The sequence below is a fragment of the Escherichia sp. KS167_9B genome, from assembly GCF_030295215.1.
Classification (GTDB): domain Bacteria; phylum Pseudomonadota; class Gammaproteobacteria; order Enterobacterales; family Enterobacteriaceae; genus Escherichia; species Escherichia coli_F.
Map to the genome: position 1 here is coordinate 1,729,398 of NZ_AP025754.1, position 12,410 is coordinate 1,741,807.

At 46.6% G+C, this 12,410-nt stretch carries 16 protein-coding genes; 3 read left to right on the plus strand and 13 right to left on the minus strand.

Annotation, left to right across the window (positions count from 1 at the left end):
- The first annotated feature begins 39 nt into the window (after positions 1–39).
- Together ynaL and dbpA are read left to right on the plus strand one after the other, a co-directional pair.
- Positions 40–213, plus strand: a complete 174-nt coding sequence (gene ynaL, locus QUE34_RS08700) for a proline-rich small protein YnaL (protein WP_001296046.1) — start codon at positions 40–42, stop codon at positions 211–213.
- Between the two features lie 30 nt (positions 214–243).
- Entirely contained in the window at positions 244–1,617 is a 1,374-nt protein-coding gene (dbpA, locus tag QUE34_RS08705) for an ATP-dependent RNA helicase DbpA (RefSeq protein ID WP_000123713.1), read from the plus strand.
- Positions 1,618–1,745: 128 nt separating this feature from the next.
- Here dbpA and ttcA read toward each other — a convergent pair whose 3' ends face one another.
- The 11 genes from ttcA to QUE34_RS08760 all read right to left on the minus strand — a co-directional run bounded on the left by ttcA (position 1,746) and on the right by QUE34_RS08760 (position 10,711).
- Complete coding sequence (gene ttcA, locus QUE34_RS08710) at positions 1,746–2,681, minus strand: tRNA 2-thiocytidine(32) synthetase TtcA (protein WP_105268606.1); 936 nt, start codon at positions 2,679–2,681, stop codon at positions 1,746–1,748.
- 51 nt (positions 2,682–2,732) lie between these two features.
- Positions 2,733–3,968, minus strand: coding sequence for a tyrosine-type recombinase/integrase (locus QUE34_RS08715; RefSeq protein WP_072034645.1), 1,236 nt, complete (start codon positions 3,966–3,968; stop codon positions 2,733–2,735).
- Position 3,969: 1 nt separating this feature from the next.
- Complete coding sequence (gene xisR, locus QUE34_RS08720; RefSeq protein WP_000079604.1) at positions 3,970–4,185, minus strand: excisionase XisR; 216 nt, start codon at positions 4,183–4,185, stop codon at positions 3,970–3,972.
- Between the two features lie 99 nt (positions 4,186–4,284).
- Positions 4,285–4,473, minus strand: a complete 189-nt coding sequence (locus QUE34_RS08725) for a DUF1187 family protein (protein WP_001356607.1) — start codon at positions 4,471–4,473, stop codon at positions 4,285–4,287.
- Positions 4,466–4,660 (minus strand): type I toxin-antitoxin system endodeoxyribonuclease toxin RalR, encoded by a 195-nt coding sequence (gene ralR, locus QUE34_RS08730; RefSeq protein ID WP_042966159.1) that lies wholly within the window; start codon positions 4,658–4,660, stop codon positions 4,466–4,468. The genes QUE34_RS08725 and ralR overlap by 8 nt, the downstream gene beginning before the upstream one ends.
- A 63-nt stretch (positions 4,661–4,723) precedes the next feature.
- Positions 4,724–5,812, minus strand: a complete 1,089-nt coding sequence (locus tag QUE34_RS08735) for a RecT family recombinase (protein ID WP_042966158.1) — start codon at positions 5,810–5,812, stop codon at positions 4,724–4,726.
- Positions 5,813–5,826: 14 nt separating this feature from the next.
- On the minus strand, positions 5,827–8,973 hold the full coding sequence (gene recE, locus QUE34_RS08740) for an exodeoxyribonuclease VIII (RefSeq protein ID WP_042966157.1): 3,147 nt from the start codon (positions 8,971–8,973) through the stop codon (positions 5,827–5,829).
- Positions 8,974–9,074: 101 nt separating this feature from the next.
- A complete protein-coding gene (locus QUE34_RS08745) occupies positions 9,075–9,350 on the minus strand; it encodes a hypothetical protein (protein WP_001358843.1) in 276 nt (91 codons plus the stop codon).
- A 74-nt stretch (positions 9,351–9,424) separates the two neighbouring features.
- A complete protein-coding gene (locus tag QUE34_RS08750; protein ID WP_000258918.1) occupies positions 9,425–9,601 on the minus strand; it encodes a YdaE family protein in 177 nt (58 codons plus the stop codon).
- Complete coding sequence (gene kilR, locus QUE34_RS08755) at positions 9,595–9,816, minus strand: killing protein KilR (RefSeq protein ID WP_000560228.1); 222 nt, start codon at positions 9,814–9,816, stop codon at positions 9,595–9,597. Before kilR ends, QUE34_RS08750 begins: the two co-directional genes overlap by 7 nt.
- Before the next feature lie 46 nt (positions 9,817–9,862).
- Positions 9,863–10,711 (minus strand): Rha family phage regulatory protein, encoded by an 849-nt coding sequence (locus QUE34_RS08760; RefSeq protein ID WP_000935601.1) that lies wholly within the window; start codon positions 10,709–10,711, stop codon positions 9,863–9,865.
- 400 nt (positions 10,712–11,111) lie between these two features.
- On the opposite strand from QUE34_RS08760, the gene QUE34_RS08765 reads away from it, so the two are divergent.
- Positions 11,112–11,345: a hypothetical protein gene (locus QUE34_RS08765; protein WP_001559054.1), complete on the plus strand. Its 234-nt coding sequence runs from the start codon at positions 11,112–11,114 to the stop codon at positions 11,343–11,345.
- On the opposite strand, the gene QUE34_RS08770 is transcribed toward QUE34_RS08765, so the two are convergent.
- Both QUE34_RS08770 and QUE34_RS08775 read right to left on the minus strand, forming a co-directional pair.
- Positions 11,307–11,612, minus strand: coding sequence for a hypothetical protein (locus QUE34_RS08770; protein ID WP_000144718.1), 306 nt, complete (start codon positions 11,610–11,612; stop codon positions 11,307–11,309). The genes QUE34_RS08765 and QUE34_RS08770 overlap by 39 nt on opposite strands.
- Before the next feature lie 235 nt (positions 11,613–11,847).
- Complete coding sequence (locus tag QUE34_RS08775; protein ID WP_001253183.1) at positions 11,848–12,312, minus strand: helix-turn-helix domain-containing protein; 465 nt, start codon at positions 12,310–12,312, stop codon at positions 11,848–11,850.
- Positions 12,313–12,410 lie beyond the last annotated feature (98 nt).

Below are 12,410 nucleotides of genomic sequence, written 5' to 3' on the forward strand. Positions count from 1 at the left end.
TCTACCCTTTAAGAGTCCACCCAATGACCGGAGGGAAATATGACGACACTCATTTATTTGCAAATTCCTGTCCCTGAACCGATTCCTGGCGATCCTGTTCCAGTGCCCGATCCAATCCCTCGCCCGCAACCCATGCCTGACCCACCACCCGATGAAGAACCGATTAAATTGTCGCATCGTGAGCGTAGATCTGCGAGGATACGCGCTTGCTAATTTTTGCGTCGATGACCACGAGAACAGATTGTGACCGCTTTTTCTACCCTGAATGTTTTGCCTCCCGCCCAACTCACGAACCTTAATGAGTTGGGTTATTTAACTATGACGCCGGTGCAGGCCGCCGCGCTTCCGGCGATCCTTGCCGGAAAAGATGTTCGCGTGCAGGCGAAAACCGGCAGCGGCAAAACGGCGGCTTTTGGCCTCGGGCTGCTACAGAAAATTGATGCGTCGCTATTTCAGACCCAGGCTTTAGTGCTGTGTCCTACGCGTGAACTGGCGGATCAGGTGGCAGGTGAATTGCGTCGGCTGGCGCGTTTTCTGCCAAATACCAAAATTTTGACTTTGTGCGGTGGTCAACCGTTCGGTATGCAGCGTGATTCGTTGCAACATGCGCCGCATATTATCGTGGCAACCCCAGGTCGTTTGCTGGACCATCTGCAAAAAGGCACGGTATCACTGGATGCGTTGAATATGCTGGTGATGGATGAAGCCGATCGCATGCTGGATATGGGATTTAGCGATGCCATTGATGATGTTATCCGTTTTGCGCCAGCATCTCGACAGACGCTTCTGTTTTCGGCAACCTGGCCGGAAGCCATCACCGCAATCAGCGGACGAGTTCAACGCGATCCATTGGCGATTGAAATTGACTCAACAGATGCTCTGCCTCCCATTGAACAACAATTTTATGAGACATCCAGCAAAGGCAAAATTCCGCTGTTGCAACGGTTATTAAGTTTGCATCAGCCATCCTCTTGCGTGGTGTTTTGCAATACCAAAAAAGATTGTCAGGCTGTCTGCGACGCGCTGAATGACATAGGGCAAAGTGCATTGTCGTTACATGGCGATCTGGAGCAACGTGACCGCGATCAGACCCTGGTACGTTTTGCTAACGGTAGCGCTCGTGTGCTGGTCGCGACGGATGTTGCTGCGCGTGGTCTTGATATTAAATCGCTTGAGCTGGTAGTGAACTTTGAACTGGCGTGGGATCCTGAAGTTCATGTACATCGCATCGGTCGTACAGCGCGTGCAGGAAATAGCGGTCTGGCGATCAGTTTCTGTGCCCCGGAAGAAGCACAGCGGGCCAATATCATTTCTGACATGTTGCAGATAAAACTTAACTGGCAAACGCCGCCAGTTAATAGTTCCATTGTGCCGCTGGAAGCAGAAATGGCAACGTTGTGTATCGATGGCGGGAAAAAAGCCAAAATGCGCCCGGGTGATGTATTAGGTGCGCTGACAGGAGATATCGGGCTTGATGGCGCAGATATTGGCAAAATCGCCGTGCATCCGGCGCATGTCTATGTTGCGGTGCGTCAGGCTGTTGCTCATAAAGCATGGAAACAGTTACAGGGCGGGAAGATTAAAGGAAAAACGTGCCGGGTGCGGTTATTAAAATAATGAAATGTTGAATCGCAGGGTGCAAGAGTAAACATCTTCTTCGGGATTGCCGGATGCGACGCTGGCCGCGTCTTATCCGGCCTCCATAAGAGTAGCCCGATAAGCTTGCGCATCGGGCGCTATCCGGGTTATTTCACTTCAACCACATTCAGTCGTAACTCATCCAACTGATTTTCATCTTCTTCAGGCTGCCAACCCGCCGGTTGTAGAGGGATCTCTTCGCGATCAAACGCCAGATCACCCCCGTTAACCACTTCAGAACCGTGGGTAATGCCTTTGAAATCGAACAGGTTGGTATCGCACAGATGCGACGGCACCACATTCTGCATCGCGCTGAACATCGTCTCGATACGCCCCGGATAACGTTTATCCCAGTCACGCAACATGTCAGCAATCACCTGACGTTGCAGGTTAGGCTGTGAACCGCACAGGTTGCACGGAATAATCGGGAACGCTTTTGCATCGGCAAAGCGTTGAATATCTTTCTCGCGACAGTAGGCCAGCGGACGAATCACAATATGTTTGCCATCATCGCTCATCAGTTTCGGTGGCATACCTTTCATCTTGCCGCCATAGAACATATTTAAGAACAGCGTTTGCAGGATATCGTCACGATGGTGACCCAGCGCGATCTTCGTCGCTCCCAGTTCCGTTGCGGTACGGTAAAGAATTCCGCGACGAAGACGAGAACACAGTGAGCAAGTGGTTTTGCCCTCCGGAATCTTCTCTTTCACGATACCGTAAGTGTTCTCTTCCACAATCTTGTACTCAATGCCCAGCTTTTCAAGATACTCGGGCAGAACGTGTTCCGGGAAGCCCGGTTGCTTTTGATCGAGGTTAACAGCCACCAGCGAAAAATTGATTGGAGCGCTTTGCTGCAAATTGCGCAGAATCTCCAGCATGGTATAGCTGTCTTTACCCCCGGAGAGGCAAACCATGATGCGATCGCCTTCTTCAATCATATTGAAGTCAGCAATGGCTTCGCCCACGTTACGACGCAGACGTTTTTGTAATTTGTTCAGGTTGTATTGTTCTTTCTTCGTATTCTTTTGATTTTCTTGCATTATTTCAGTTCTCTGGTACTAAATGGGGCAAATTGGGGGCAAACTTTGCAACTACGATAACCGCGCATTCAACATAGCTACCTGTTCGTCGTTCATGTCATCAATCCACATACCGTAAATTTCATACACCATTTGCGCAGTTTCATGCCCCATCTGGCTGGCTATAAATGCCGGGTTCGCTCCTGCCGTCAACAGCCAGCAGGCAAAAGTATGTCGCGTATGGTACGGATTACGGCGGCGAATACCAGCACGTTTTACTGCTGCATTCCATCTCGCACCCAAACTGCTTACCGAGTAATAAGGTTTCTGTTTTCCGTTACACACCCTGGGCATGAAAACAAAATGCAGTTTTTGCTTTTCGGTTCTGCCGTACTCCCGATGATAAAAAGTGATTTCGATTTTGCGATGATGCCCGGTCAGTTTGTATTGCTCCTTCAGTGCTTCAAGAGCCGGCTGCAGTAATGTTACCGTCCGGATCCCGGCATTTGTTTTTGGGGGACCGAACATATCAAGTATCGTCAGGTTTCTTCTGACATTCACAATTCCTTTCTCGAAATCCACATCCTCCCACGCCAGAGCTGCCAGTTCCCCGTGACGAAGCCCGGAGTAAACGGCAAATTTCCACAAGTTTTGGCTCTGTCCTTTTTCACTTTCCATTAATGCATTGAATTCTGTTTTAGATAACGGGTCAGGCTTTATTTTGTTTCGCTGTAATTTTTTTACTCCTTCAAATGGTTTGGTTGATATAAATCCCGACTGATACGCAAAACGTAACAACGAACAGAGCAGGGCGATATAGTTATCAACTGTGCGCACGGTTCTTCCTTTTTTGTTGGATCTTGGATTATCCAGGTAAAGCGTTTCTCCATGCAGCAGTTCATTTCGGTAGTTTAAGATATCGCTATAACGAATATGTGATATCGGGGTACTCTCACAAATTATTATTCTGAGTGTTTTTAATTGTGATTTCGTTTTCTTCATTGTGTTTGTTGTTAACTCTGTCTCTTTAATTTTTGTCCAGATATCACAAAGCTCCCCGAACGTTTTTATGACCCTCGTTGTCACCATTTTTGCCCCAGTGCTGGACTGGGGAAAACGTCTTAAATACTCAAATTCACCGGAGTTGATTTCATGAACTATCAACGCTCTTAAATTCCCGGCCTTTTTAATGTTACTGTTAGTAACCTCCCAGCCTTTCAATGTTTCCCGACATCGTTTTCCTCGAAACATGAACCAGATGCGAATGTATTTACCTCGAATCTCGACACCTGTTGGTAATTTAGACATATCATGAGTCTTTGATAAACTGATTTATCTTTGGATAGTTGTACCAGATAATCCCTCGCTTGCTGTCTGGCTTACCTAAAGGAGATACTCGTTTGAAGTGAAAGCCTTCCACCCAGCAATTCTGACGGTATGCTTCAATTTGTCTGGCCCCCAGACCAGTACGAAGCATCAGACCGTATTCAACCATCCACTCTTCATTAAAAATCACTTGTGCCATCGCATCACCTCTGGCGGGCGACAATATTAGACTGAAATTGACGCCCGACGTTGATTATTAATAATCAGCTATGAAGTTTTAATTTGAATACAATGCAACTCACGAGGACAGAAGTTTCTCGCAATTAAAATTTATCAGTTTTACTTTCTGCTCTCTGGAAACGCCTGCTTCTTTTTTACCTGAGAGCATTTTTTCGCATTCTGATTTCGTTAGTTTAGATTTTGAATATCTTGTCCAGTTAGTAGGAGTGCCACCTTCCTTTTCAATAGTGGCGGTAATTTTATACATGAACACCTCCATTATCATTTCCAGTGGTTCGTTTATTCCATCTTTCGAGTGCTTCTTTTTCACTTCCACCATAACCGGTTCGGGATTCGCATCCGTTACACTTCGCTCGGTAATATCCTGAAATAGCTTTAACCGTTACTGATGGACAACCACAAAACGGACATGGTTTGACTTTTTCATACCGCATTGTCTTTTCTCTCATATGATAAAATTTTGTGATGGCGGTGAGGCTACACCGCCAAAGTCAATATTAGGAGTCGATATATTTTGGTTTCATATCTGTCAGTGTCGTTTTATACGCCTCATATAATTCACCCAGATGTGGTCGAGCAGCATTCAGCGTATTTTCCAGAGCAGTAAATTTTTGTTCTGCTTCTGGATCACCTGATGAAGGCAGGTCATTTATCATCTTCTCGATACTGGCAATAGCATTGAGACGGTGATGACGCCGAACCACTTTTCCTTTAAGCTCGGCAAAGAATTCGCCGATCTGGTTTTTCTGATCCTCTATCTCTTGGCGTAATGCAGTGGTTTCCTCAGTCGTGGCCGCGCTTTCGACACGCTGCCGGAATTCATCAATCCACGCTTCGTCAATACGCTGTTCGATGGTTTCTGTTCGCTGCTCGCTTACCTCTCTATAATTCTGTACCGGCACAGGATTGATGATTTTTTCCTGTGGCTCTTCCAGTTCGTCCGGGGTATACACGCCCAGGATGACGTCAGGACAATAAAGGCGAGCCCAGTATTTCAACGCCAGATAGGCGAGCTGTTGTTTCGGGTTTGAGGTCCATAAAGGAGAATTACGCGTAATCACGCTGGAAAGAAACACCGGTTCTCCCCAGGTAATCTCACTTTCACCGCGAAGAACTGCACCAACTCGAACTGATAGACCATACTCATCTTCACTGGTCCAACATGGGATCGTTTCTTTTTTCTCATAGATTCCGCCTCCTTTGGCCGTTTTCTTAACGGTCTCCACTCGGGTGCGAGAGCATTTCTCCCAGTCTCCCTCGTACTTGTAATGGAAGCGGCCTACAATTGCACTTGAGCTAGAGATCACAGCGTTAACAAGTTGTGCTTCATAACCCAGAACTCCGTTTACCAGGTGTGTTTTCTGAGCCACAGCGTAGGGGTTCATGCCCCATTGCATGGCTTGCATGATGATTGCCATGCAGTCGGCAGGTTTTCCTCGAAGGTGATCGGGAACTGTGACGGTGGCCTGTGACATCAACCCGGCTACTTCCTGAAGTTGCGTCAACGCCTGAACGTTAAAAATAGTGTTACTGGCAGAAATGGTATTTGGTGTCTGCTCTGTCGTGATGATATTGGTATTTTGCATGGTCAGGTTCTCCATTAAGCCAGATGCAGTGCTTCAAGACGACGAAGATCAAAGTCGTTTAATTCGTCGGTATAACTTTCGGTAATCGGTGCTGGCCAGTTGTTTGTCTCTAGGGCTTCGTTTATCTGGCGTAGCGTCCGGCGATATTCCTGTCGACCAAGTTCCAGGAGTTCCTGCGAGGCTTCCACGACTGCCACCCAGTGATAGCCAACATCTTTGTTGACGAAGATCCAGAAAAATTTGTCCAGGTTTGCCACATCACAATACATTGCGGCGCTGAGGTGATAATCACGCTCAATAATTTCACGGTGCAGGCGATCTTTCAGTCGTTCCTGTCGCACATAACCGAGGCTGACTGACTTCACGTCGGCGCAAATGCTTTCGTATTGCAGCCGGATTTCGATATCAGGACGGACCCTGATTTCCAGCCCGGTTTCTTCATCAAACCCGAAATAGCTGATTTCAGATTTGCGATCCGGGTGGTTGAGTAGTCTTGCCGCGTCAGTATTGTTTTGCAGTGCCGCGTGAATATTTTTTGCCTGTTCATACATATCTGGACTGATAAACGTTTTTCCTGCATTTTCTTCTTGCTGGCGTTTTTGCCAGTCCTCCAGTGTTACCAGTTTCGGGCGAATTTTCCGGGCGATTTCGGTTAATTGCTCTTTTGTGCCACTGATGTTGTAAGGCAACGATTTAGCACGTTCTTTTTTTGCCAGTTCTGGATCTACAGTTTCAATTTGCTCCAGAAGCTGCTCCCGTGTTCCACTGGTTTTCAGCAGAGGAGGGAGGCTTGCGTTGTATTCTTTAATACAGGCTTTCATTGCTGATGCTGTGTGTTTTTCCCCCTCAGGAATACGCCGAAATTCCTCCGGAAGCGAACCGTAAAGGATGCCTGTTTCTTCGGCCCCAGCGCTTACTGACAGTGGCTGTATAAGAGTGCTGTTGTAGCTTTCGATCCACTCTTTCATCTGCTCTGGTGTCATCAGTGATGGCAGACTGGCATTGTGTTTTTTAATGATGGTGATCAGTTCGTTAGAAGTAGTAACCACATATTCAGGAACCGGTACCGGAATGGCATATTCATCAGCGAATTTATCCGTTTCCAGAACATAGCTGTGAATGATCCGCCCACGCAGCAATGCATCACTTTCCTCGTTCGGAATAGTTCCGGCAATGTGCCGCCCGTGGTAATACATCAGACTGATGCGGGCATCCTTCAGCATTGTGCTGCTTATTCCGTTGGCGGAGTGATAAACCTCGTTCGGGAGGTTTTCATAGCGGCCAGGCTCGAAATATGACGGCCACATGATTTCAGTTGCTACATGAGCTGACGCTTCACCAGTTTCATCACTGCAATCGTGATGCGGATGGTTGCCAGCGTTCTCCTTGTGCGGATGTTCAGCGCCTTCCATTTCCTCCGGATCATTTTCCTTAGCTTCAACCTGATTCTCTTCATCGAATGTTTCCTGGTATGTTGCGTCGCCCATCACCGCACCACAGTCAGGGCAGTTATCCCCGCCAGTCTGACCGCAGGCATTGCAGACTATTTCCGGTTTCTGTTGCACTACTGGTTCAGGTTGTTTCACATCCGGGCTGGTTTTTACAGTTTCTGGCGTGTTTTGTTCCGTTTCTGGCTGGTTCTGGTACACAGAGTCGCGAGTCTGGATCCCCTTTACCCATTTCGGATCGTTCGGGTCGCTAATCCCTTCAACGAACTCACCACGCGAAGCAGCCAGTAATTTGTCTGCATCGACAGGATTTTTGGGCGGAATGTTTTTCCGTGTTTCATGGAGTTCTGCCCGCAGTTTCTGATATTTTTCATCAACAGAATTTACCTGTGACTGAGCATCCAGCGGCTGCGTGTCCTGATGATGTTCAGTTGCATCCGGTTCCACTGTTTCAGCCGTTGCCTGTTCATCTGCCATTGCGCAATATGGTTGCGGTTTTTCTTCATCATCCTGTTTTTCTTCTTCTGTTACACGCTGCGGCATCGGGGCAGAGGAACGACCGCAGGCAATATCCACGATTTCCGGATCAGGGTTGGCATGATCAGTTTCAGTCAGTACTTTGTTCAGATATTCAGTGACGTGCGCGGGGATGACCTCGATCCCAATTGGTGCTTCTTTCACGGACGCAACCACGATGGCGCGGGAATAATCCAGCCCGCCAGGCATGGTGATGAATTTGTCGCGGAAAACAGAAAAGGGCGGTTTATTTTCAGCGATAATTTCCTCAATGCGTTTAGCGTGTGCCGGATGAAGGTTATAGATGTCCACGTCCATTGAACGGGCCAGAATGCCAGTGGCTACGTCGCGGGCCAGCGACGCCTGATCATGAACGAAACCTTCGCCGCGATCGGTAAGGTTCCCGCCGCCTGCATTAGCACCGGAATCTGTGCGAGTGATGCGTGAAACACGATTCCCTTTTCGCCATTCTTTTGTTAGAAGACCGCGATCAATGTGTTCGGTGTCCAGCCAGGCTGAAATGAAATTCTTAAATTCATAGGGCTGATGTTTTTTCGTGATAGAGAAAACTGCCTTAATTGCATCAGTCAGGCGGAGCAGGGCGGCATTATCCAGAGTTGTCGGTTCTGCCATGCCGCGTATGGCCAACAGCAGATTCTGGACATAGCTGTTTTCCTGATCCATCTCAAGAGCGGTAATGTGTTCGCGTTGTTTACGGGTGGCATGATGCAGGTATTTCCGATCCCCGGCCGCATACGTAAAAATGTGCAGAAGACGCTGTGTGAACCGCAAAGTGGCTACAGAGACTTCGCAATCCTGGCAATCCCCGTGGGCGTCTGCCTGCGCGTTTTCTTCCAGGCCTCCCGCCAGTTCTTTGGTTTCCTGAGCATTATCCTGGTGGTGAACGTCGTCTGGTGCTGCTCCCGGTTTTAGTTCCCAGGTCATGGAGTCTTTGCTGAGTTGATAGCGTTCACTCCAGGTAAAATCGATCTCACCTTCAGGGGGCAGGTCATTAACGACAGGAAAATTCGTGGCAACAGCTTTAAAATAGTTGCTCAGTTTTTTACCTGACTTAACGATCAGGTAGTCCAGAGTGGCACAGGTTGATTCAAAATCGTCGCTTGCCCACAGGACGACGTCAGGCTCACCGGATGATTTTTTCGCTTTCCGTAAAAGGAAGAGTGGTTTTGTGCTCATTGTTTTTTAACCTCAACTCAGATTAAAATTCGTTTTGTTCAGTGAATGATCTTGCCGGATACACACTGTTCATAGCCTGCGCCATACGCAGGCTATTTCTTTCAGATTTCACCGTTTAATTTCATTGCAATCAGAGTTGCCAGAAATCCGGCTTTTTTTTCTGCGGGCAGATTCTTTCCGATGTGAACCAGGCACATTTTTGTGACACCTTCATCAAGTGTTTTTACGTTGCCTGATGGACCATCGATATCAACCACAGTGAATGGGGTTTCTTTATTTTTTGTTTTAATTACGTAGCCAATGCGCTTTCCTTCCAGATTCACCTCGTGAACAATGTCATCGGTAGTTACAACAGTGGTTTCATAATTGGTAATCATGTTTTTCTCCTGAATTAAGGTTGAGCGAATCCCTGCCATTTCTGGCATAAATTCAGTTTCGAATAGTCAATTAATTAAAGTTCGTGTGCCATCTGGTCTTTTTCGGCACAAGCTTCACTGCAATATTTTCTCGGTTCGTCTTTTGATAAAGTCCCGTGCATGAAGTGAAGCATTCTTTCTATAGTTTTGCTTTCTTCAACGTCTTTTTTGCAAAGGTGGTAAGCACATTTTATTTTCTTAGTCGTCACCATGACTCCGCCTTTACAGGTAAACCATCACGACCGAGGAAGACTTTAATCATGCAGTCAGTAATGCATGTTTTTGTAGTTAGGCTACGAATATAAAGTTTTCGCTTTTTAATATTGTTTGCCGAGGCAATATATGTCCGGCCTTCATGAAGAACATAATCGCCAGGAGTCACGCACTGGCGTGGTATTTCATCGGTTCCGAAGTGATGAGCAATCATAATTATCTCCTTAATAAATTTGTCGTATTAAGAAAATTCCAGAAAACTATTTAATACTCAGCAACTGCTCGACGGTCATGTTTTTAATTGCGCTTCGGTTTACAAGAGTCCAGCCCTGTTTCTCCAGATAAAGGCGGAAAGTGTCTAGGGTACAGACGAGAGCGTCATCAGGAACGGTTTCAGTGAATTCGACGTTGCCGAATTTGTCGAAGCGAACAACCAGAGTGCGCCCATCGCCCGGAATGATTTTGTTTGTGGGAGTGGTATTATTCTGGCGTAGTTCTGCTTCCATGCGGTCGAACTCAGCGATGTAGGCCTCTTTGAATGCAGCGGCTTTTTTGCCAGTGAAGCCCATCACCAGGAAAACGAAGCCGTTTTTGGTGATCTGGTAGGCATTATAGGAATTGCCGCGATGTTCGAATTTAACCCGCGAAAAGTTGCTGGTTAAAAAATATTCAGAGCATTCGAGGGATTCTATTTTTTGGACAACATGATGATGTTGCTTGCCAAAAAACTCTGCGATCGCAATGGATGTAGTTACAGCGCGACCGTTTTCGATGGTTACGTCAGGGTGAGAAAGGGTAGGGATAGTAGTCATAATGACAGCCTCGATAGTCAGTTTAAATAACTCACCACCAAGGTTTTCCACGACCATAAGGGTGGTGAGACGTACAGGGGTGGAAATACCGGCGACTACCGAAACCGGCCAGCTTTGCGGCTGCCCTGCACGCCCCACCATAATCTGAATGTGGCTGTGCATTACGCATAAAAAAACCGCCTGAGCGCGGTTATGCGCGGTAATCATCATCGGGTTTCCACGCCCGGCACCCGTTTTATAAGGTGCAGGTGCACTATAATTCCACCCGTTCTGGTTTTCAATAGCTACATTCAACATTTTCTCTCACCTTTCATCACCGAAGTGAATTTTGTCGATGCGATGCCTGGTGCCTCCAGGTGACGTTAACCAGTTAACAATTAACGCCGGATAATCCACCCATAACACAGATGCTTTTAACTGTTCCGCGTGCGCTTAGCCGCATTCACCGCATCACAAAATTCACTTTAAAAAGGGCGGACATCAGCCGAACTTCAAGAAAAAAAATGATGCCGCCAAGACTACACACAGCAATGTCGTTATTTACAACCGGAGGCGCACTCCCACCATTTAAATTTCACAGACAAGACAGACTCTTTATGAATATCGGAAGTGCGCCTTCGTGTTGTATGCCTGTCTTTTTACCACTTCAGGCTCGGTGGTATACTGGAGTTCTCACACAACCAGTAAGGAATTGCTTATGCCTATTCAATCTCAACACAAAAATATTGATTATCTTTCCGCCAGATTAGAGGCTACCGCGCTTGTTCTTGAAGAACTTGTTAAACTTCTTACGCCAGAGCAGCGTGAAAAACTGAATCTGGCAATTGCGGGGCGTTGCCCGGGCGTGAAAAATGCATCTCTCAGGAATAGAAATTCTCCCGCATATCAATTATTACAGTTCATCAACGATGGCGTCGGCAGCAGCGATTAATTTTTCTAATGCCTCTTCGACATGATAATTGTATGGTTGTAGTGACCTGAGATCTGTAATTGCATCAGCCAGGTTTTGTGCCATTACGGCTGGTGCGATTTTTTTTGCTACTGATACCCGGCTGGCGAGTTCCAGTGCGAGACGTGCCTGCCTTGGAGTTAGCTCTCTTTCCTTTGCCATTGTTGATGCCTGTACAGACAATTCATACGCCAGACAAAATACAGCATTATTAGTTTCTAGCGGGTCAATACCCTGAGTAAATGTCATCTTATATCTCCCCTTAACGCCGGGTGGCGGAACTAAAACCTACAGCGCCGTGCTGCTTCTGCAATAATATTAGTTATATTCATATGAGTAATCAACACAAATATGCATTTTGTTGATAAAAATGTACTATCGTAATGAAATTTTTAGTGTTTTTTTTGATAAAAAAGTAAGGTGAGGGAGCTGAGGGGACAAAAAAACCGCCAAAAATGGCGGTTTAGTTACGAGGTTACGGGAGCTATTTCTTCATGCGTTTCTGAGCTGCCAGCATCTTTTCAAACGCTTCTTTGTAGAGTTCATTTTGACCTTTAAGCCTTTCGATTAGTTTTGCTTTTTCTGATTCGGGAAGGATTTCAAAAAGATCCAGTAAATCAGCTTGTTGCTTGTTAACCATCCGCCAACCTTCGCCTTCGAAACTTTCGTCATAAGTTCCTGAGGAACGGACGTAATTCATCAGATCAGCTAAATCAGGCCTCAACTCTTCAGGCTTAACTCTTAGTAATACAGCGAATTTTAATGCTGCATCAGTGTTTAGTGGAGCCTTTCCGTTGAGATAGTGGCTAACTGTGGATTGAGTCTCAAAGCCCATTAGCTCAGCAGCAAGCTCCTGAGTCAGTTTGAGCTCTCTTTTTTTGGCATCCCAGACTGCGCGCAGACGCTGCGTAGCTTCTGGCGATGCGATTTCTTCGCGTTTTCTTCTCATACCACCATCTTATGAACACAACTCATAAACTCAAACTGATATAGGTATTGATAATTTAAATTAATATAGTTAATATTTTGACAGGCATTACTAAGGTG

What these genes read in the sequence shown, in the direction of transcription:
- ynaL (WP_001296046.1), top strand. Translation starts at nt 40, where the DNA reads ATGACGACACTCATTTATTTGCAAATTCCTGTCCCTGAACCGATTCCT.
- ttcA (WP_105268606.1), bottom strand. Translation starts at nt 2,681, where the DNA reads ATGCAAGAAAATCAAAAGAATACGAAGAAAGAACAATACAACCTGAAC.
- QUE34_RS08715 (WP_072034645.1), bottom strand. Translation starts at nt 3,968, where the DNA reads ATGTCTAAATTACCAACAGGTGTCGAGATTCGAGGTAAATACATTCGC.
- xisR (WP_000079604.1), bottom strand. Translation starts at nt 4,185, where the DNA reads ATGGCACAAGTGATTTTTAATGAAGAGTGGATGGTTGAATACGGTCTG.
- QUE34_RS08725 (WP_001356607.1), bottom strand. Translation starts at nt 4,473, where the DNA reads ATGTATAAAATTACCGCCACTATTGAAAAGGAAGGTGGCACTCCTACT.
- ralR (WP_042966159.1), bottom strand. Translation starts at nt 4,660, where the DNA reads ATGCGGTATGAAAAAGTCAAACCATGTCCGTTTTGTGGTTGTCCATCA.
- QUE34_RS08735 (WP_042966158.1), bottom strand. Translation starts at nt 5,812, where the DNA reads ATGCAAAATACCAATATCATCACGACAGAGCAGACACCAAATACCATT.
- recE (WP_042966157.1), bottom strand. Translation starts at nt 8,973, where the DNA reads ATGAGCACAAAACCACTCTTCCTTTTACGGAAAGCGAAAAAATCATCC.
- QUE34_RS08745 (WP_001358843.1), bottom strand. Translation starts at nt 9,350, where the DNA reads ATGATTACCAATTATGAAACCACTGTTGTAACTACCGATGACATTGTT.
- QUE34_RS08750 (WP_000258918.1), bottom strand. Translation starts at nt 9,601, where the DNA reads ATGGTGACGACTAAGAAAATAAAATGTGCTTACCACCTTTGCAAAAAA.
- kilR (WP_000560228.1), bottom strand. Translation starts at nt 9,816, where the DNA reads ATGATTGCTCATCACTTCGGAACCGATGAAATACCACGCCAGTGCGTG.
- QUE34_RS08760 (WP_000935601.1), bottom strand. Translation starts at nt 10,711, where the DNA reads ATGTTGAATGTAGCTATTGAAAACCAGAACGGGTGGAATTATAGTGCA.
- QUE34_RS08765 (WP_001559054.1), top strand. Translation starts at nt 11,112, where the DNA reads ATGCCTATTCAATCTCAACACAAAAATATTGATTATCTTTCCGCCAGA.
- QUE34_RS08770 (WP_000144718.1), bottom strand. Translation starts at nt 11,612, where the DNA reads ATGACATTTACTCAGGGTATTGACCCGCTAGAAACTAATAATGCTGTA.
- QUE34_RS08775 (WP_001253183.1), bottom strand. Translation starts at nt 12,312, where the DNA reads ATGAGAAGAAAACGCGAAGAAATCGCATCGCCAGAAGCTACGCAGCGT.